The organism is Variovorax sp. Soil_C_39 (assembly GCF_057656815.1).
The window spans coordinates 61,523-77,736 of record NZ_JBDGJQ010000006.1 but is presented as its reverse complement, the minus strand read 5'-3'; the positions used below and the strand labels follow the sequence as shown (position 1 = coordinate 77,736).

Annotated in this window: 17 protein-coding genes; 11 read left to right on the top strand and 6 right to left on the bottom strand. The window is 68.1% G+C overall.

Annotated features, from left to right (window positions below; all coding sequences use genetic code 11):
* Nucleotides 1–2: 2 nt before the first annotated feature.
* Nucleotides 3–689 (bottom strand): orotate phosphoribosyltransferase, encoded by a 687-nt coding sequence (gene pyrE, locus AC3A6J_RS17095; protein ID WP_487861164.1) that lies wholly within the window; start codon nt 687–689, stop codon nt 3–5.
* Between the two features lie 12 nt (nt 690–701).
* Here pyrE and AC3A6J_RS17090 point away from each other — a divergent pair, with 12 nt between their 5' ends.
* Both AC3A6J_RS17090 and AC3A6J_RS17085 read left to right on the top strand, forming a co-directional pair.
* Entirely contained in the window at nt 702–1,505 is an 804-nt protein-coding gene (locus tag AC3A6J_RS17090) for an exodeoxyribonuclease III (protein WP_487861163.1), read from the top strand.
* Nucleotides 1,506–1,551: 46 nt separating this feature from the next.
* Nucleotides 1,552–2,196 carry a Fic/DOC family protein gene (locus AC3A6J_RS17085; protein ID WP_487861162.1) on the top strand — a complete coding sequence of 215 codons (645 nt, stop codon included), beginning with the start codon at nt 1,552–1,554 and terminating at the stop codon, nt 2,194–2,196.
* Between the two features lie 194 nt (nt 2,197–2,390).
* On the opposite strand, the gene hpxZ is transcribed toward AC3A6J_RS17085, so the two are convergent.
* Together hpxZ and AC3A6J_RS17075 are read right to left on the bottom strand one after the other, a co-directional pair.
* The gene (gene hpxZ, locus AC3A6J_RS17080; RefSeq protein WP_487861161.1) at nt 2,391–2,774 is read right to left on the bottom strand and encodes an oxalurate catabolism protein HpxZ; all 384 of its coding nucleotides are present in this window, start codon (nt 2,772–2,774) and stop codon (nt 2,391–2,393) included.
* A 38-nt stretch (nt 2,775–2,812) separates the two neighbouring features.
* Nucleotides 2,813–3,688 (bottom strand): M48 family metallopeptidase, encoded by an 876-nt coding sequence (locus AC3A6J_RS17075; protein ID WP_487861160.1) that lies wholly within the window; start codon nt 3,686–3,688, stop codon nt 2,813–2,815.
* A 49-nt stretch (nt 3,689–3,737) separates the two neighbouring features.
* Between AC3A6J_RS17075 and AC3A6J_RS17070 the strand changes: the two genes are divergently transcribed.
* From AC3A6J_RS17070 to AC3A6J_RS17040, 7 genes are all read left to right on the top strand, one after another.
* On the top strand, nt 3,738–5,093 hold the full coding sequence (locus tag AC3A6J_RS17070) for an AmpG family muropeptide MFS transporter (protein ID WP_487861159.1): 1,356 nt from the start codon (nt 3,738–3,740) through the stop codon (nt 5,091–5,093).
* Between the two features lie 106 nt (nt 5,094–5,199).
* A complete protein-coding gene (locus AC3A6J_RS17065; RefSeq protein WP_487861158.1) occupies nt 5,200–6,402 on the top strand; it encodes a beta-ketoacyl-[acyl-carrier-protein] synthase family protein in 1,203 nt (400 codons plus the stop codon).
* On the top strand, nt 6,399–7,235 hold the full coding sequence (locus tag AC3A6J_RS17060; RefSeq protein WP_487861157.1) for a beta-ketoacyl synthase chain length factor: 837 nt from the start codon (nt 6,399–6,401) through the stop codon (nt 7,233–7,235). Before AC3A6J_RS17065 ends, AC3A6J_RS17060 begins: the two co-directional genes overlap by 4 nt.
* 9 nt (nt 7,236–7,244) lie before the next feature.
* Nucleotides 7,245–8,912 carry an NAD(P)/FAD-dependent oxidoreductase gene (locus AC3A6J_RS17055; RefSeq protein ID WP_487861156.1) on the top strand — a complete coding sequence of 556 codons (1,668 nt, stop codon included), beginning with the start codon at nt 7,245–7,247 and terminating at the stop codon, nt 8,910–8,912.
* Between the two features lie 58 nt (nt 8,913–8,970).
* On the top strand, nt 8,971–9,693 hold the full coding sequence (locus AC3A6J_RS17050; RefSeq protein WP_487861155.1) for a response regulator: 723 nt from the start codon (nt 8,971–8,973) through the stop codon (nt 9,691–9,693).
* 11 nt (nt 9,694–9,704) lie between these two features.
* Nucleotides 9,705–10,883: an ATP-binding protein gene (locus AC3A6J_RS17045; protein WP_487861154.1), complete on the top strand. Its 1,179-nt coding sequence runs from the start codon at nt 9,705–9,707 to the stop codon at nt 10,881–10,883.
* Nucleotides 10,884–10,959: 76 nt separating this feature from the next.
* On the top strand, nt 10,960–12,225 hold the full coding sequence (locus AC3A6J_RS17040) for an O-antigen ligase family protein (RefSeq protein WP_487861153.1): 1,266 nt from the start codon (nt 10,960–10,962) through the stop codon (nt 12,223–12,225).
* Here the strand turns inward: AC3A6J_RS17040 and AC3A6J_RS17035 are convergent.
* The 3 genes from AC3A6J_RS17035 to AC3A6J_RS17025 all read right to left on the bottom strand — a co-directional run bounded on the left by AC3A6J_RS17035 (nt 12,191) and on the right by AC3A6J_RS17025 (nt 13,866).
* Nucleotides 12,191–12,400 carry a zinc-finger domain-containing protein gene (locus AC3A6J_RS17035; RefSeq protein WP_487861152.1) on the bottom strand — a complete coding sequence of 70 codons (210 nt, stop codon included), beginning with the start codon at nt 12,398–12,400 and terminating at the stop codon, nt 12,191–12,193. The genes AC3A6J_RS17040 and AC3A6J_RS17035 overlap by 35 nt on opposite strands.
* Before the next feature lie 8 nt (nt 12,401–12,408).
* Nucleotides 12,409–13,356: a branched-chain amino acid transaminase gene (locus tag AC3A6J_RS17030; RefSeq protein ID WP_487861151.1), complete on the bottom strand. Its 948-nt coding sequence runs from the start codon at nt 13,354–13,356 to the stop codon at nt 12,409–12,411.
* 78 nt (nt 13,357–13,434) lie between these two features.
* On the bottom strand, nt 13,435–13,866 hold the full coding sequence (locus AC3A6J_RS17025; protein ID WP_487861150.1) for a MarR family winged helix-turn-helix transcriptional regulator: 432 nt from the start codon (nt 13,864–13,866) through the stop codon (nt 13,435–13,437).
* Nucleotides 13,867–14,075: 209 nt separating this feature from the next.
* On the opposite strand from AC3A6J_RS17025, the gene AC3A6J_RS17020 reads away from it, so the two are divergent.
* Together AC3A6J_RS17020 and AC3A6J_RS17015 are read left to right on the top strand one after the other, a co-directional pair.
* Complete coding sequence (locus AC3A6J_RS17020) at nt 14,076–14,570, top strand: tripartite tricarboxylate transporter TctB family protein (protein ID WP_487861149.1); 495 nt, start codon at nt 14,076–14,078, stop codon at nt 14,568–14,570.
* A 16-nt stretch (nt 14,571–14,586) separates the two neighbouring features.
* Nucleotides 14,587–16,101 carry a tripartite tricarboxylate transporter permease gene (locus tag AC3A6J_RS17015; protein ID WP_487861148.1) on the top strand — a complete coding sequence of 505 codons (1,515 nt, stop codon included), beginning with the start codon at nt 14,587–14,589 and terminating at the stop codon, nt 16,099–16,101.
* The last annotated feature ends 113 nt before the right edge of the window (nt 16,102–16,214 follow it).

Sequence of the window (16,214 nt, the reverse complement as noted above, 5' to 3'; positions counted from 1 at the left end):
CCTCAGTGGGCGCCGTAGCGCGCGCGGTAGGCCAGCACCCGGTCGCGGTGCGCGCCCAGGTCGGTGGCGGCATGGCCCGAGAGATAGCTCAGCAGGTCGTCGAGCGTGGCGATGGCGACAACCTTCAGGCCAAGCTGGTTGCGAACGTACTGCACCGCACTGTGGTCGACGTCGACGCCGTTCTCGGTGGCTTTCTCCTGCCGGTCGAGCGCGATCGCCACCGCGTGCGGCGTGGCGCCGGCGGCCTCGATGGCGGCAATGGATTCGCGCACCGCGGTGCCGGCCGACATCACGTCGTCGACGATCAGCACGCGCCCCTGGAGCGGCGCACCGACCAGTGCACCGCCTTCGCCGTGGGCTTTGGCTTCCTTGCGGTTGTAGGCAAAGGGATGGTTGCGGCCGCGCCGGGCCAGTTCGGCCGCGACCGTCGCACCGAGCGGAATGCCCTTGTAGGCCGGGCCGAAGATCATGTCGAACTCAACGCCGCTCTCGATCAGCCGGTCTGCATAGAATCCGGCGAGCCGCGCGATCTTGGCGCCGTCGTCGAACAGCCCCGAATTGAAGAAGTAGGGGCTCATGCGGCCGGCCTTGGTCTTGAACTCGCCGAAGCGCAGGACGCCCGCGTCGAGCGCGAACTGGACGAAGTCCTGCGCCACCGCGCTGCCTTGTTCCTCACCATCTACAGCCATCGGAATTTCCTTGTGTTCAAACTGACCAGCCTCAATCTCAATGGCCTGCGTTCGGCCGCCACGAAAGGGGTGGCGGACTGGGTGGCCGAACTTGCGCCGGATTGTATTTGCATGCAGGAAATCCGGGTCCAGGCGAGCGACATCGAGGGCCGCTTCGAGGAGATGGCGGGCCTCAAGGGCCATTTCCACTTCGCCGAGAAGAAGGGCTATGCCGGCACTGCCATCTACACCCGGCACGCGCCGAGCGACGTGGTCGTGGGCTGGGGCGACCGCGAGTTCGACGCCGAGGGCCGCTACCTCGAGCTGCGCTTCGACACCCCGGCGCGCAAGCTCTCGATCATCAGCTGCTACTTTCCCAGCGGCAGCTCGGGCGAGGAGCGCCAACTGGCCAAGTTCCGCTTCCTCAAGGGCTTCTTCCCGCACCTGGTGGCACTCAAGCAGTCGCGCGAATTCATCCTCTGCGGCGACATCAACATCGCGCACAAGGAGATCGACCTCAAGAACTGGCGCGGCAACCAGAAGAACAGCGGCTTCCTGCCCGAGGAGCGCGCCTGGATGACGCGGCTGCTCGACGCCGGCACCGACGGCGCGGGCATCGTGGACGTCTACCGCATGCTCAAGCCCGAGACCACGGCCGAGGCCTACACCTGGTGGAGCAACCGCGGCCAGGCCTATGCGAACAACGTGGGATGGCGGCTCGACTACCACCTCGCCACGCCGCAGACCGCCGCGCTGGCGCGCACCGAGCAGATCTACAAGACCGTCAAGTTCAGCGACCACGCGCCGATCACGGTCGAATACGACTTCGGACTCTGAGCGCCACGATCTGAGTATTCGATAAGGTTGCCGAACCCAACGCGCGATGATCAACCGCTATCAAACTGCTGGAGCTGAAGGCGAATTCGAACCAGGGTCGAACGAACAGGTGCTGCGCAATCTCGTTGGCATCACGTCCGCCGACGACATGGACGCGCTTGAATTGCAGCTATTGAACGACCTCTACGACGAGGTGCTCCTGCAGGATCTGCCGGACCGCACCCTGACGGTGGCTGACCTCAAACACTGGCACCGCTTGTGGCTCGGCAACGTGTACGCATGGGCGGGGCAGGAACGCTCGGTCAACTTGGGCAAGGGCGGCTTCCAATTCGCTACCGCCGGGCTGCTGCCGGGCTTGCTGAACAATTTTGAAAGGGAGTTCCTGACGAGATGGACTCCCTGCGGCAACCTGGCTCCCGGCGAACTGGTGAATGCCATTGCCGTGACACACGTGGAGTTGATCGTGATCCACCCTTTTCGCGAGGGCAATGGCCGCTTGTCGCGCCTGCTGGCCGATGTGATGGCCGTACAGGCCGGCCATGAGCCGCTGGACTACAGCAGTTGGGAGCAAAACAAACCAACCTATATTGGTGCGGTTCACGCCGGCTTCTCGGGCGACTATGGCCCGATGGAGCAGCTTGTGGGTCAGGCCATGGCTGCCGGCGATACCGGCCTCAGCGGGCCAGCTTGATGTTGGGAAAGCGCGCAGCGGGTTGCTGCAGTCGACGTTCGAGCTGCGCGACGTTTTGGCCTGTTTCCACCGCCGTGGAACTGGCCACCGACCGCCGCACGGCTTTGCGGCTGGGCGTCTTGCGTTGGGGCTCTGCGATTTTTGGCATGCTGTGTTTCACGAGGGCGGGGATGTGAATTTTATCGGGGCGTGATTCAGCCCAGCAAACTCACATGGGCCGCCACCACGCGCCAGCCCGCGGGCGTGCGCATCCAGGTCTGGCTCTGCCGGCCGGTGCGGGTGCTGCCGTCGCGCCGGAATTCGCAGTGGGCCGTGGCGAAGTCGCGCCCGTAGGTGGTGATGGCGGTGCGGGTCAGTTCGCGGGCCAGGCCCTGCGACGGGCGCGCCGCACGGAAAGCCTGGATCTCCTCGTAGCCGTAGAGGTTCTCGGTGGCGCCGTAGCGCATCGTCGTGGGGCTGTTCCAGAACAGTTCGTCGAGCACCTCGACCTTGTTGTTCACCAGGGCGTCCTCGTAGCGCGCGAAGGCGGCCGTCACTTCGGCGAGCACGTCGGGCAGGTTGATGTCGGTCGGTTTCATGCGGCGATCTTCGCCGATGCGGTGCGGCCGCGGGCCGCTCAGCTGCGCCGGGCTTCCTTGTAGAGCCCCTCGACCTTCGGCAGGTTGGCCTCGAGCTTCTGGATCCGGTCCGGCCCGCTCGGATGGGTGGACAGGAAGCTCAGCCCGCCCTGGGTCTTCGAGGCGGCGGCCATCTTCTTCCAGAGCGACACCGAGGCCTTGGGGTCGTAGCCGGCGCGCGCCGCCAGTTCGAGGCCGACGAGATCGGCCTCGGTCTCGTCGCCGCGGCTGAACTTGAGCGTGAGCAGCTGGGTGCCTGCGCGCGCGGCCAAATCGCCCATCTGGCCGAGCCCGAGCAGTTGCGCGCCGATCGAGAGCGCGGCGCCGGTGCCGGCGCTCTTGGCGAGCCGCGCGCGCGCATGCTCGCGCAGCGCATGCGCCATTTCGTGGCCCATCACCATCGCGACCTCGTCGTCGCCGAGCTTGAGCTGCTCGAGGATCCCGGTGAAGAAGGCGATCTTGCCGCCGGGCATGCAGAAGGCGTTGACCTGCTTGCTGCCGATGAGGTTGACCTCCCACTTCCATTCACGCGCCCGCGAGTTCCAGGGCGTGGCGAACGGGATCAACCGCTTGGCGATGGTGCGCAGCCGCTGCAGCTGGGCATTGCCGTTGCCCGCAAGGGCGCCCTTGGCGCGCGCCTGGTCGAGCAGCTGGCCGTACTGCTGCACGCCCGCGGCCTCGATGCGGTCGGCAGGCACGAGATTGCGCGCCACCGAGGCGTTGCCCACGTTGACCTGCGCGAGGGCCGGGCCCGTGAGCGCGGCGCCGGCCGCCGCGAGCAGGAAGGCGCGCCGCGGCTGCCAGGCCGAGGCCGGCGAGGCCGCGTCGGCGGGCGCGTCGTGGAGAACGAAGGGGGCGTCGCATCGGTTGCACATGCGCGAATGATAGGAACAATCGCCTGCCCTCGTGGACAATCCGGGGTTCATGTCTGCCCAGCCCGCCGAAACGCCCCCTTCCTCGCCCTCCGTGCCCTGGCGCGACACACTGAAGGTCTATCTCGAGCCCGCCACGCTGCGCATGCTGGCGCTCGGCTTTTCGGCCGGGCTCCCGCTGCTGCTGGTGCTGGGCACGCTGAGCTTCCGCCTGCGCGAGGCGGGCATCGACCGCACCACCATCGGCTACCTCAGCTGGGTCGGCCTGGCCTACGGCTTCAAGTGGGTGTGGGCGCCGCTGGTCGACCGGCTGCCGCTGCCGCCCCTGACCACGCTGCTCGGGCGCCGGCGCGGCTGGCTGCTGCTGGCGCAGGGCCTGGTCATTGCAGGGCTGGTCGGCATGGCGTTCAACGATCCGCGCCAGGGGCTCGGACCGCTGGTCTGGTGTGCGTTGCTGGTGGCCTTCGGCTCGGCCACGCAGGACATCGCGCTCGATGCCTTCCGCATCGAATCGGCCGAGACGCGCAAGCAGGCCGCGCTCGCGGCGGCCTACCAGACCGGCTACCGGCTCGCGATGATCTGGGCCGGCGCCGGCGTGCTGTGGGTGGCCGCCTGGGCCGAAGTGGTGCCGGCGACCGCGGCCACGGGCGCCGCAGCCTACCAGAACGCGGCCTGGAAGACGGCCTACCTGGTGATGGCGGTTTCGATGGCCGTGGGCGTGCTCACCGTGCTGCTGTCGCCCGAGCCGGTGCGCCGTGCGCTGCCCAAGGCGCGCAATGCGGCCGAGTGGCTGCGCAGCGTGTTGATCGAACCCTTCGCCGACTTCATCCGCCGCTACAAGTGGCAGGCCGCGCTGATCCTCGCGCTGATCGCGACCTACCGCATCAGCGACGTGGTGATGGGCATCATGGCCAATCCGTTCTATGTCGACATGGGTTTCACCAAGGACGAGGTGGCCACGGTCAGCAAGATCTACGGCGTGGTCATGACGTTGGTGGGCGCCTTCGTGGGTGGGGTGCTCTCGATGCGCCTCGGCGTGATGCGGGTGCTGATGCTCGGCGCCGTGCTCAGCGCCGCCAGCAACCTGCTCTTCGCCTGGCTGGCCACGCGCGGGCACGACCTGACGGCGCTGATCGCGGTGGTCTCGGCCGACAACCTGGCCGGCGGCATCGCCTCGGCGGCCTTCATCGCCTACCTGTCGAGCCTGACGAACATCAGCTATTCGGCCACGCAGTACGCGCTGTTCAGCTCGCTGATGCTGCTGCTGCCGAAGTTCATCGCCGGCTATTCGGGCCTGCTTGTCGACGTCTGGGGCTACGCCCGGTTCTTCACCTGCACCGCGCTGCTGGGTGTGCCGGTGCTGCTGCTGGTGGCGCTGGCCGCCCGCGCCGCTCGGGCAAACAGATGACGCCGCAGCGGCCGCGCAACTGGTAGGCTGTCGTTTTCCGGCCACCGCCGCTTCCGCCGCTTCGCTTCCAAGCGTTCCTACACCTTCGCCGAAACCCTCAAGCACCGTGCCGTCCCGCATTCCCCCCCTTCAGATCAGCGCCTTCACGGCCACGTCGGCCGTCGGCGTCGGCAAGGAGCCGCTCGCGGAGGCACTCGCCGAATCGCGCAGCGGCCTGCGTGCCAACGATTTCGGCCCCGCGCCGCTGCCGACCTGGATCGGCCGGGTCGACGGGCTCGAAGACGTCCGCCTGCCCGAGGCGCTCGCCCAATGGGACTGCCGCAACAACCGGCTCGGCTGGCTCGGCCTCCAAGCCGACGGCTTTCTCGAAGCGGTGGCGGCTGCGCGGGCCAAATACGGCGCGTCGCGCATTGCGCTGGTGCTTGGCACCTCGACCTCGAGCATCGGCGAAACCGAACTGGCCTACACCCAACTCGATGCCGATGGGCTCTTTCCCATGGACCAACGCCGCCCCGCCGTGCATTCGCCGCATTCGCTCGCGATGTTCGTGCAGCAGGCGCTCGGGCTCACCGGCCCGAGCGAGACGATCTCCACCGCCTGCTCGTCGAGCGCCAAAGTGTTCGCCTCGGCCGAGCGGCTGATCCGCCTCGGGTTGGCCGATGCGGCCGTTGTGGGCGGGGCCGACACGCTGTGCGGCAGCGTGCTGTTCGGGTTCAACTCGCTCGAACTGGTGTCGAGCGAACCCTGCCGCCCGTTCGACGCGCACCGCAAGGGCATCAGCCTCGGCGAGGCGGCCGGCTTCGCGCTGCTGGAGCGGGTGCAGGACGACCCGGCCTTGCCGCTGCGGCTTCTGGGCTACGGCGAAGCCAGCGACGCGCACCACATGTCGACGCCGCATCCCGAAGGCCTGGGCGCGGAACGCGCGCTCGACGACGCGCTCGCGCGCGCGGGTCTGGCGCCCGAAGCCATCGACTACATCAACATGCACGGCACGGCGAGCCAGAAGAACGACGAGGTCGAGGGCGCGCTGGTCGCTCGCCGCTTTCCGGCCCGCACCCACGCGAGCTCGACCAAGGGCTTCATGGGCCACACGCTGGGCGCGGCCGGCATCGTCGAATCGGTCATCAGCCTGCTCGCGATCGAGCGCGGCCTGATGCCCGGCACGGTGAACACCACCGAGCTAGACGAGAGCTTCGGGCCGCAGATCCAACTCGCGCCCGTGCGCGGCGACGTGCGGCATGCGCTCACCAACTCCTTTGGCTTCGGCGGCAACAACTGTTCGCTCGTCTTCGGCAAGGCTGGCCAATGACGACGATCACGCCACCCACGCTCTACATCGAAGGCCCGGCCTTCTGGACGCCCACGCTGCCCGGCTGGGACGCGGCACGCGCGGCCTTCCGCGGCGAAGGCGCGCTCGCCGATCCGCCGGCCAAGCGGCCGTCGCCGCAGGTGCTCGCACCGGCCGAGCGCCGGCGCGCGCCCGACACCGTCGCCCTGGCGCTCGAAGTGGCCGCCGCCGCCATGGCGGGCGCGGGCCGCAACGCGGCCGACGTGCCCTGCGTCTTCGTGTCGGCCCATGGCGACCTCTCGATCAACGACTACATGTGCAGCACGCTCGCGAGCGATCCCACGGTGCTGTCGCCCACGCGTTTTCACAACTCGGTGCACAACGCGGCCGTGGGCTACTGGACCATCGGCACCGGCTGCATGGCCGCGAGCAACTCGCTCTCGGCGTACGACCACAGCTTTCCCGCGGGCCTGCTCGAGGCGGCCGTGCAGTGCGCGGCCGACCAGTCGCCAGTGCTGCTGGTGGGTTACGACACGCCCACCGTCGGCCCGCTGACCTCGGTGACCGACAGCCGCGGCCTGCTGGCCGTGGCCTTGGTGATCGCGCCCGAGCGCACAGCGCGCAGCGTGGCGTCGTTCGACTGGTCGATCGAAAGCAGCGACGGGCACTTTCCCGCGCCGCGCTCCGAGGCCGCAAAAACGCTCGCGCAGATCAATCCGATGGCGCATGCGCTCGGCCTGTTCGAGGCGCTCGCGTTGGCGGCAGACAGCGGCCCGTCCGCCTCGGCCATCGAACTGCCGCTCTCGGCGACGCTTTCACTGCGGCTGTCGCTGCAGCCGCTCAACAACGACTAGGAACAAGACATGAACGCTGCGTCAGGGGTGCCACCGGTGAACACTGTGCATTCTTGCGGCGCCGTGATCATGGGCGGCGGGCTCGCGGGCCTGACGCTCGCGCTGCAGCTCAGGCAGCGCTTTCCCGACCTCGACGTGCTGGTGCTCGAACGGCGCCGGCATCCCGTGCCCGAGGCCGCGCACAAGGTCGGCGAGTCGTCGGTCGAGATCGGCGCGCACTACTTCGACACGGTGCTCGGCCTCAAGCCCCACATGGACGGCGCGCAGCTGCGCAAGTTCGGCTTCCGCTTCTTCTTCAGCGAGGGGCGCCGCGACTTCGACCAGGTCACCGAGATCGGCGCGAGCCGCTACCTGGCCGTACCGAGCTACCAGATCGACCGCGGCATCTTCGAGAACTACCTCGCCGAAGAGGCCGTGCGGCGCGGCGTGCGCTTCGAGGACGGCGCGCTGGTGCGCCGCATCGAACTCGCCGCCGAGGACGATGCGCCGCACCGCATCGAATGGTCGCAAGGCGACCGGACGCATGCGACCGAGGCGCGCTGGCTCATCGACGCCTGCGGCCGCGCCGGCATGCTCAAGCGCAAGCTCGGGCTTGCCGAGCCCAATGCGCACGACGTCAACGCGGTGTGGTTCCGCATCGCAGAGCGCATCGACGTCGACGCCTGGAGCGACGATCCCGCGTGGCGCGAACGCTGCAATCCGCAGGCGCGCTGGCTCTCGACCAACCACCTCGTGGGTGCGGGCTACTGGGCCTGGCTGATCCCGCTGGCCTCGGGCTCGCATTCGGTGGGCATCGTGGCCGACCCAAAGCTGCATCCGCTCGACACCATCGACACCTTCGAGAAGGCGATGCAGTGGTTCGCCATCTACCAGCCGCGGCTCTACGACGCGCTCGACGGCAAGCGCCACCTGCTGCAGGACTTCGCGTTCCTCAAGCACTTCTCGCACGGCTGCAAGCAGGTGTTCTCGGGCCGGCGCTGGGCGCTCACGGGCGAGGCGGGGCTCTTCCTCGACCCGTTCTACTCGCCGGGCAGCGACTTCATCGCGATGAGCAACACCTACATCACCGACCTGGTGGCGCACGATCGCACGGGCCGCTCGGTGGAGGCGCGTGCGCAGCTCTACGACCAGATCTACCACTCGTTCTACGAGAGCACGCTGGCGCTCTACCAAGACCAGTACCCGCTGTTCGGCGACCCCGAGGTGCTGCCGGTGAAGGTGATCTGGGATTACGCCTACTACTGGGGCGTGCTGTCGCAGATCTTCTTTCAGCAGCGGCTCACCGACCTGATGCTGCTCGGCAGCCTGAAGGAAGAGCTGCAGCATTGCCAGCGCCTGAACATCGCGGTGCAGCAGCTGCTGCGCGCCTGGTCGGCCGCGAGCCGCAAGCGCAATGCACCGGTCATGCTCGATCAGGCCGCGATGCCGTGGTTCGCCGAGCTCAACAAGAGCCTCACCGACCCGCAGCTGGACGACGCCGCGTTCAAGGCGCGCATCCGCACCTCGACCGCGCAGCTGCGCCAGCTGGCGCGCGAGATCCTCGAGCGGGCCCGGGCCGACGGCACGGACCTGGCGGACTGCGCCGTGCCCGCCATGCTCGAGGCGCACATGGCCGAGCCCTCCGCCGCCCTTCCTGCAGGCGCCATGCTGTTCACCGCACACCCGTTGACAGCCTGAAGCGCCGTTTACCCAACTTTACGGAGCGTTCAAGCCCCGTTGCCTCCCGTGGACGACCATGAAGCGCATGAGCACCCCCCATCTCCTGATGATCGAAGACGACACCCGCCTGGCGCAGATGGTGAGCGAGTACCTGACGCAGTCGGGCTTCGTCGTCACGCACGCTGGTGACGGCGCGAGCGGCCTCGAGCAGCTGCAGCAGCACGCGCCCGATCTCGTGATCCTCGACCTGATGCTGCCCGACACCGACGGCCTCGAGGTCTGCCGCCGCATCCGCTCGCTGCCGCCGCCGGCGTCGAAGGTGTCGGTGCTGATGTTGACCGCCAAGGGCGACCCGATGGACCGCATCATCGGCCTGGAGATCGGCGCCGACGACTACCTGCCCAAGCCCTTCGAGCCGCGCGAGCTACTCGCGCGCATCCGCGCGGTTCTGCGCCGGCGCAGCGAGAACAGCGTCGACACCGAGGCCAGTTCGGTGATGCGCTTCGGCACGCTCGAGATCGACCGCAATGCCCGCACCGTGTCGGTGGCGGGCGTGGTGGCCGACCTCACCTCCTACCAGTTCGACCTGCTGGTCGCGATGGCCGAGCGCGCGGGCCGGGTGCTCACGCGCGACCAGATCATGGAAGCCGTGCGCGGCCGCGAGCTCGAGGCCTTCGACCGCTCGATCGACGTGCACATGGGCCGCATCCGCGCCGCCATCGAGGCCGATGCGAAGAACCCGAAGCGCATCCTCACGGTGCGCGGCGTCGGCTACGTGTTCGCCAAGCAGCAAGACTAGGGCCCGACCCGATGCTGCGCACCCTCTACTCGCGCCACCTCTACGTCCGCATCTGGATGGCGGTGGTGGCCGGCGTCGTGATCCTCACGCTGATGGCGAACTGGGTCGTGCGTGAAGCGGCGCAGGCCGAGCGTGAGCGCCTCGCGCCGGTGCCGCGCAACGTCGTGGTGCTCGACGAGAACGACACCCCCATCGGCACTGGGCAGGCCTTGCGCGTGCCGGGCCAGGGGCTGGAGTTCGACGTGACGTTGAGCGACGGCAGGGAGATGACCCTGCGGGTGGCGCCGCGCGATCGCCGCCCGGGCGGGTTCTCGCCCTGGCGAACGCCGTTCGGGCTCGGCTGGATGATCGCGCTCGTGGGCATCGCCGTGGCGCTCGGGGTGTACCCCATCGTGCGGCGGCTGACGCAGCGGCTGGAGGCGCTGCAGCGCGGCGTGCAGCGCTGGGGCGACGGCGATCTGTCCGTACGCATCACCGAGGAAGGGCAGGACGAAGTGGCCGATCTCTCCAAACGCTTCAATGCCTCGGCCGAACGCATCGAACAGCTGGTGCGCTCGCACAAGTCGCTGCTGGCCAACGCCTCGCACGAGCTGCGTTCGCCGCTCACGCGCATCCGCATGGGCCTCGAGCTCATGGGCGAGCGGCCGAGCCCCACGGCGCGCGAGGAGATCTCGCGCAACATCGGCGAGCTCGACCAGCTCATCGACGAGATCCTGCTCGCGAGCCGCCTCGATGCGCGTGAGGCCGACATGGGCACGATCGAGGCAGTCGACCTGACCGGCCTCGCCGCCGAGGAATGCTCGCGCGTGGACGCCGAACTCGACCTCGTCGAAGGCACCGACAGCGCGACGCTCACCGTCCCCGGCGTGCCCCGGCTGCTGCGCCGCGCGGTGCGCAACCTGCTCGAGAACGCGCGCCGCTACGGGGCGGGCGAGACCTCGGTCGAACTCGGCAGCACCGACGGCTTTGCCACGGTGCGCGTGAACGACCGCGGGCCGGGCGTACCCGCCGCACTGCGCGAGCGCATCTTCGAGCCCTTCTACCGGCTGCCCGGCGCGAGCGAGCGCAACGGCGGCGTGGGGCTCGGACTGGCACTCGTGAAATCCATTGCCGAACGCCACGGCGGCAGCGTGCAATGCGAAGACCGCCCGGGCGGCGGCGCAAGCTTCGTGATCCGCCTTCCGCGGTGACGCAGCACCGCGCGGGGACCCGCCGCACCGCCAAAGCCAGGCGCGCGATCGGGCCGCGCCTCTAGAATTCCGCCCCATGTTCCGTTCAAGACTCGGACGCCCTACGGCGGCCCTCTGGGGCTTCGTGGTCTACATGCCGGTCGGCGTGAACTACGCGGCCCTTCTTCTCCTGCTGCTCGCGATGGCCATCGACGGCAACTGGCGCGAGCGTGCGGCGCGCGTCAGGGCCCATCCGCTGTGGTGGCCGATCATGGCGTACGTGGGCTGGATGCTGGTGGTGCTGGCCGTGTCGCCGCACTTCAAGGAAACCGGCGGCGAGCTGGCCCATGGCCTGCGCATCGCGCTCACGATGCTGCTGGCGCTGGCACTCACGCGCGACGAATGCGTGTGGGCGCTACGCGCTTTCCTGCTCGCCTCGGTGCTGGGGCTGCTGCTGATCGCGCTGTACCACACCGTCGGCCTGCCCGACCTGCAGGTCTGGCGCGCCGTGACGATCATGCAGGGCAACAAGTCGATCAACGACGCGCTCCTGTTCGCGATGATCGGCGCCGCGGCCGCGGTGCTGGGCCTCGCGCACCTCGGCGATGCGCGCCGCTGGCACTGGGCCGGGCCGGCCTTCGGCGTGGCGGCCGTGATGGCGATCGTGGTCAGCCTCGCGCTGCCGTCGCGCACCTCGCTCGTCGCCATGCTCGGCTGCGTCTTCGCGGCCTGCTTCCACCAGTGGCGCAGCCATCCGCGTGGCCTGCTGGCGGGCCTGGCGCTCGCCACGGCGCTCGCGGCGCTCGGCGCCTGGCAATTGCCCGCCTCCATCAAGAGCAAGTTCGAGCTCGGCGTGCAGGAGCTCGAACAGGCCCAGGCCGGCCTGGCCTCGGAGGGCAGCTGGGTTTCACGCTACTACATGTACCGCGAGACCGCGCAGATGATGCTCGACGCGCCGGTCGCGGGCCAGGGCATCGGCGCCTGGACCAGCGAATGGAAGAAGCGCGCGCCGGAAGTGATCGGCTACAAGAACATGCCGCACAACGACTATCTCTGGATTGGCTCGCAAGCGGGCATTCCGGGGCTGCTGTCGCTGCTCGCGATCATGCTGGGCGGGGTCTGGGTGTGCTGGCGGCGCGCCGACCTGACGGGGCGCATCGGCTTCGTTGCGATGCTCACGATGACCGTGGCCGCCAGCCTGAACTCGGCCATGCGCGACGCGCAGATCGGCCTGTCGCTGCTGTTCGTGGCCTTTCTTTTCCTGCGCATGGTGCAGGAAAGCGGCAGCCCGTGGCGATCGGTGCTGCCGCCGGGCCTCGCGGGCCTCTTCAGTGGTGGCCCGCCACCTGCTCACCCGCTTTGAGGCGATAGACGGTGCCGCAGTAGGGGCACTTGGCTTCGCCGGTGCGCGCCACGTCCAGGTAGACCTTGGGGTGGGTGTTCCAGAGCTTCATGTCGGCCTTGGGGCTCGGGCAGAACACGCCGCCCTGCGGGTTGAGTTCCTTGGCCAGGAGTTCGACGACTGCGTTGGTGGGCATGGGTTCTCTCAGACCTTCGTGAGCCAGTGGGCGTACTTGGGGTTTTTGCCGTTCACGATGTCGAAGAAGGCCGCCTGGATCTTCTCGGTGACCGGCCCGCGCGAGCCGCCGTCGCCGCGGTTGCCGATCTCGATGCGGTCCAGTTCGCGGATCGGCGTGACTTCGGCGGCCGTGCCGGTGAAGAAGGCCTCGTCGGCGATGTAGACCTCGTCGCGCGTGATGCGCTTTTGCACCAGCTCGATGCCGAGGTCCTTGCACACGTGCAGGATGGTGTTGCGCGTGATGCCGTTGAGTGCGCCCGCCGACAGGTCGGGCGTGTAGACCACGCCGCCCTTGACCACGAAGATGTTCTCGCCCGCGCCTTCGGAGACGAAGCCGCTCGCGTCGAGCAGCAGCGCCTCGTCGTAGCCGTCGTCCAGCGCTTCCATGTTGGCGAGGATCGAGTTGGTGTAGTTGCTCACCGACTTGGCCTGCGTCATCGTGATGTTGACGTGGTGGCGCGTGTAGCTCGAGGTCTTCACGCGGATGCCGCGCCGCATGCCCTCTTCGCCGAGGTAGGCACCCCACGACCAGGCCGCGACCATGGCGTGGATCTTGTTGCCCTTGGGGCTGACGCCGAGCTTCTCGGAGCCGATCCAGACCAGCGGGCGCAGGTAGCAGCTCTCGAGCTTGTTCTCGCGCACGACCTGCTTTTGCGCTTCGTTCAGCTCTTCGGGCGTGAACGGGATCTTCATGCGCAGGATCTTGGCGCTGTTGAAGAGCCGCTCGGTGTGTTCGGCCAGGCGGAAGATCGCCGTGCCCTCGGGCGTCTTGTAGGCACGCACGCCTTCGAATGCGCCGCATCCGTAGTGCAGCGTGTGGCTCAACACGTGGATCTTGGCGTCGCGCCAGTCCACGAGTTCGCCGTCCATCCAGATCTTGCCGTCACGGTCGTCCAGAGAGGGAAGCGCGCTCATGTGGGGTCCTTAGGAGGAGAAAGCAAAGCGCGGATTTTAGCGGCCCGGCCTTTTCCGGCATTTTCCCGGCGCGGCGCCTCAATGTTCGTCGATGCTGCCCTGGATCGCGTGCGCGAGGCGCACCGCCTCGGCCAGCTCGGAGAGTTCGGTCAGGTGGCGCTGCGCCAGCTTGGCCAGCACCTTGCGCCCCTTGGGCAGCAGGTGCACCTCGACCTGGCGCCGGTCGACCTTGCTCGGCTCGCGGCGCACCAGCCCGGCGTCCTCGCAGCGCGAGACCAGCGCCACCACACCGTGCGGCTGCGCCTGCAGGCGTTCGGCCAGCTCGCTGACGGTCGCCCAGAGCCGACCGGGAAAGCCCTGGGTGTGCAGGAGCAGCTGGTACTGCAGCGCGGTCACGCCGGCCTCGCGCGCCGCATCCTCGCTGAAGCGAAGGAAGTTGCGCAGGCGATAGCGAAATTCGGAAAGCGCCTCGAGGCGCCGCTTGGAAGGACTTTCCCGGGGATCGGACATGGTGTGCTTTGTTGTGGCCCGTCGCTGAATGTAGCAAGGCGCGGCCACACCGGGGCAGGGAAAGCGATAAGTCAATTCTCGATTCGCTTACATCACGACATGATATAAATTTGGATGCTGGCCGCGGCCCCATCGGGGCCCTTCGTCCGTGCGCGTCGCCTGCGGCCTCCTCCATCCATCTCTCCCCACCCGAAAGTGCACAACCCACCATGAAGATCAGGAGTCAAAAGGACTTTTTCTCCGGGCTGATGTTCGCCTCCGTCGGCGCGGCTTTTGCCATCGGCGCCCTCAACTACAAGATTGGCAGCGGTGCCCGCATGGGCCCGGGCTATTTCCCGCTGATGCTCGGCATCCTGCTGTGCGTGATGGGCCTGGTGGTCCTGGTGAATTCGCTCTCGCTGCGCGGCAACGAGGGAGACACCAACCCGGTTGGTGCCATCGCCTGGAAGCAGCTGGGTTTCATCATCGGCGCCAACCTGCTGTTCGGCGTGCTGCTCGGCGGCATGCCGAGCATGGACGTGCCAGCGCTCGGCCTGGTGCTCGCGATCTATGCGCTCGTGATCGTCGCCAGCATGGCCGGCACGCAGTTCAGGTTCAAGGGCTCGCTCATGCTGGCCAGCGTGCTTGCCGTCGGCAGCTACCTGGTCTTCATCCTCGGCCTGAGCCTGCAGTTCCAGGTCTGGCCCAGCTTCATCACCGGCTGAAGGGGCCGACAACAACATGGAACTGATCGACAACCTCGCGCTGGGCTTCGGCGCAGCCTTCACGCTGCAGAACCTGCTCTATGCCTTCTTCGGCTGCCTGCTGGGCACTTTGATCGGCGTGCTGCCGGGCATCGGCCCCGTCACCACCGTCGCGCTGCTGCTGCCGGCCACCTATGCGCTGCCGCCGGTCGCGGCGCTGATCATGCTGGCGGGCATCTACTACGGCTCGCAGTACGGCGGTTCGACCACGGCCATCCTGGTCAACCTGCCCGGCGAATCGTCGTCCGTGGTGACCGTGATCGACGGCCACCAGATGGCCAAGCAGGGGCGCGGCGGGGCCGCGCTCGCAGCCGCAGGCATCGGCTCTTTCTTCGCCGGTTGCGTGGGCACGCTGGTGCTCGCCGCCTTCGCGCCCGTGCTGACCGAGCTGGCCTTCAAGTTCGGCCCGGCGGAATACTTCGCGCTCATGGTGCTGGGCCTGATCGGCGCGGTGGTGCTGGCCTCGGGCTCGCTGCTCAAGGCGATCTGCATGATCGTGCTGGGCCTCCTGATCGGCCTGATCGGCACCGACGTCAACTCGGGCGTGGCGCGCTACTCGTTCGACATCCCCGAACTCACCGACGGCGTGAGCTTCATCGCGGTGGCCATGGGCGTGTTCGGCTACGGCGAGATCATCGCCAACCTGGCCAAGCCCGAAGAGCAGCGCGAGGTCTTCACGGCCAAGGTGTCGAGCCTGTTCCCGACCCGCGAGGACTTCCGCAACATGGTGCCGGCCATCCTGCGTGGCACCACGCTGGGCTGCGCGCTCGGCATCCTGCCGGGTGGCGGCTCGCTGCTGTCGGCCTTCGCGTCGTACACGCTCGAGAAGAAGCTGCGCCTGAGGCCCGGCGAGATCCCGTTCGGCCAGGGCAACATCCGCGGTGTGGCGGGCCCCGAGTCGGCCAACAACGCGGGCGCGCAGGCCTCGTTCATCCCGCTGCTCACGCTCGGCATTCCGGGCAATGCAGTGATGGCGCTGATGGTCGGCGCGATGACCATCCACAACATCCAGCCGGGCCCGCAGGTGATGACCAGCGACCCCGAGCTGTTCTGGGGCCTGATCGCCTCAATGTGGATCGGCAACGCGATGCTCGTGATCCTGAACCTCCCGCTGATCGGGATCTGGGTCAAGCTGCTGACCATTCCGTACCGCTGGCTGTTCCCCGCCATCGTGCTGTTCTGCGCGATCGGCGTGTACTCCACGAACAACAACACCTTCGACGTCTGGATGGTGGGCCTGTTCGGCATCATCGGCTACGCCTTCCACAAGCTCGAGTGCGAACCGGCACCGCTGCTGCTGGGCCTGATCCTCGGGCCGATGATGGAAGAGAACCTGCGCCGCGCGTTGCTGCTGTCGCGCGGCGACTGGAGCGTGCTGGTCACGCGCCCGATCTCGGCCAGCCTGCTGGCCGCGGCCGCGGTGCTGCTGGTGATCGTGCTGCTGCCGTCGGTGCGTAGCAAGCGCGAAGAGGCTTTCGTCGAAGAAGACTAGGCCGCACCTCGAAGCACCTTCTCTCAAAGGGCCTCCGGGCCCTTTTTTCTCGCCCGCGGGCCGGGCCTGTGACAATGGCGGGTTCCGCGTTCGTCGCAGAGTAGAAAAGGTTT

What these genes read in the sequence shown, in the direction of transcription:
- pyrE (WP_487861164.1), bottom strand. Translation starts at nt 689, where the DNA reads ATGGCTGTAGATGGTGAGGAACAAGGCAGCGCGGTGGCGCAGGACTTC.
- AC3A6J_RS17085 (WP_487861162.1), top strand. Translation starts at nt 1,552, where the DNA reads ATGATCAACCGCTATCAAACTGCTGGAGCTGAAGGCGAATTCGAACCA.
- hpxZ (WP_487861161.1), bottom strand. Translation starts at nt 2,774, where the DNA reads ATGAAACCGACCGACATCAACCTGCCCGACGTGCTCGCCGAAGTGACG.
- AC3A6J_RS17075 (WP_487861160.1), bottom strand. Translation starts at nt 3,688, where the DNA reads ATGTGCAACCGATGCGACGCCCCCTTCGTTCTCCACGACGCGCCCGCC.
- AC3A6J_RS17070 (WP_487861159.1), top strand. Translation starts at nt 3,738, where the DNA reads ATGTCTGCCCAGCCCGCCGAAACGCCCCCTTCCTCGCCCTCCGTGCCC.
- AC3A6J_RS17060 (WP_487861157.1), top strand. Translation starts at nt 6,399, where the DNA reads ATGACGACGATCACGCCACCCACGCTCTACATCGAAGGCCCGGCCTTC.
- AC3A6J_RS17055 (WP_487861156.1), top strand. Translation starts at nt 7,245, where the DNA reads ATGAACGCTGCGTCAGGGGTGCCACCGGTGAACACTGTGCATTCTTGC.
- AC3A6J_RS17050 (WP_487861155.1), top strand. Translation starts at nt 8,971, where the DNA reads ATGAAGCGCATGAGCACCCCCCATCTCCTGATGATCGAAGACGACACC.
- AC3A6J_RS17045 (WP_487861154.1), top strand. Translation starts at nt 9,705, where the DNA reads ATGCTGCGCACCCTCTACTCGCGCCACCTCTACGTCCGCATCTGGATG.
- AC3A6J_RS17040 (WP_487861153.1), top strand. Translation starts at nt 10,960, where the DNA reads ATGTTCCGTTCAAGACTCGGACGCCCTACGGCGGCCCTCTGGGGCTTC.
- AC3A6J_RS17035 (WP_487861152.1), bottom strand. Translation starts at nt 12,400, where the DNA reads ATGCCCACCAACGCAGTCGTCGAACTCCTGGCCAAGGAACTCAACCCG.
- AC3A6J_RS17030 (WP_487861151.1), bottom strand. Translation starts at nt 13,356, where the DNA reads ATGAGCGCGCTTCCCTCTCTGGACGACCGTGACGGCAAGATCTGGATG.
- AC3A6J_RS17025 (WP_487861150.1), bottom strand. Translation starts at nt 13,866, where the DNA reads ATGTCCGATCCCCGGGAAAGTCCTTCCAAGCGGCGCCTCGAGGCGCTT.
- AC3A6J_RS17020 (WP_487861149.1), top strand. Translation starts at nt 14,076, where the DNA reads ATGAAGATCAGGAGTCAAAAGGACTTTTTCTCCGGGCTGATGTTCGCC.
- AC3A6J_RS17015 (WP_487861148.1), top strand. Translation starts at nt 14,587, where the DNA reads ATGGAACTGATCGACAACCTCGCGCTGGGCTTCGGCGCAGCCTTCACG.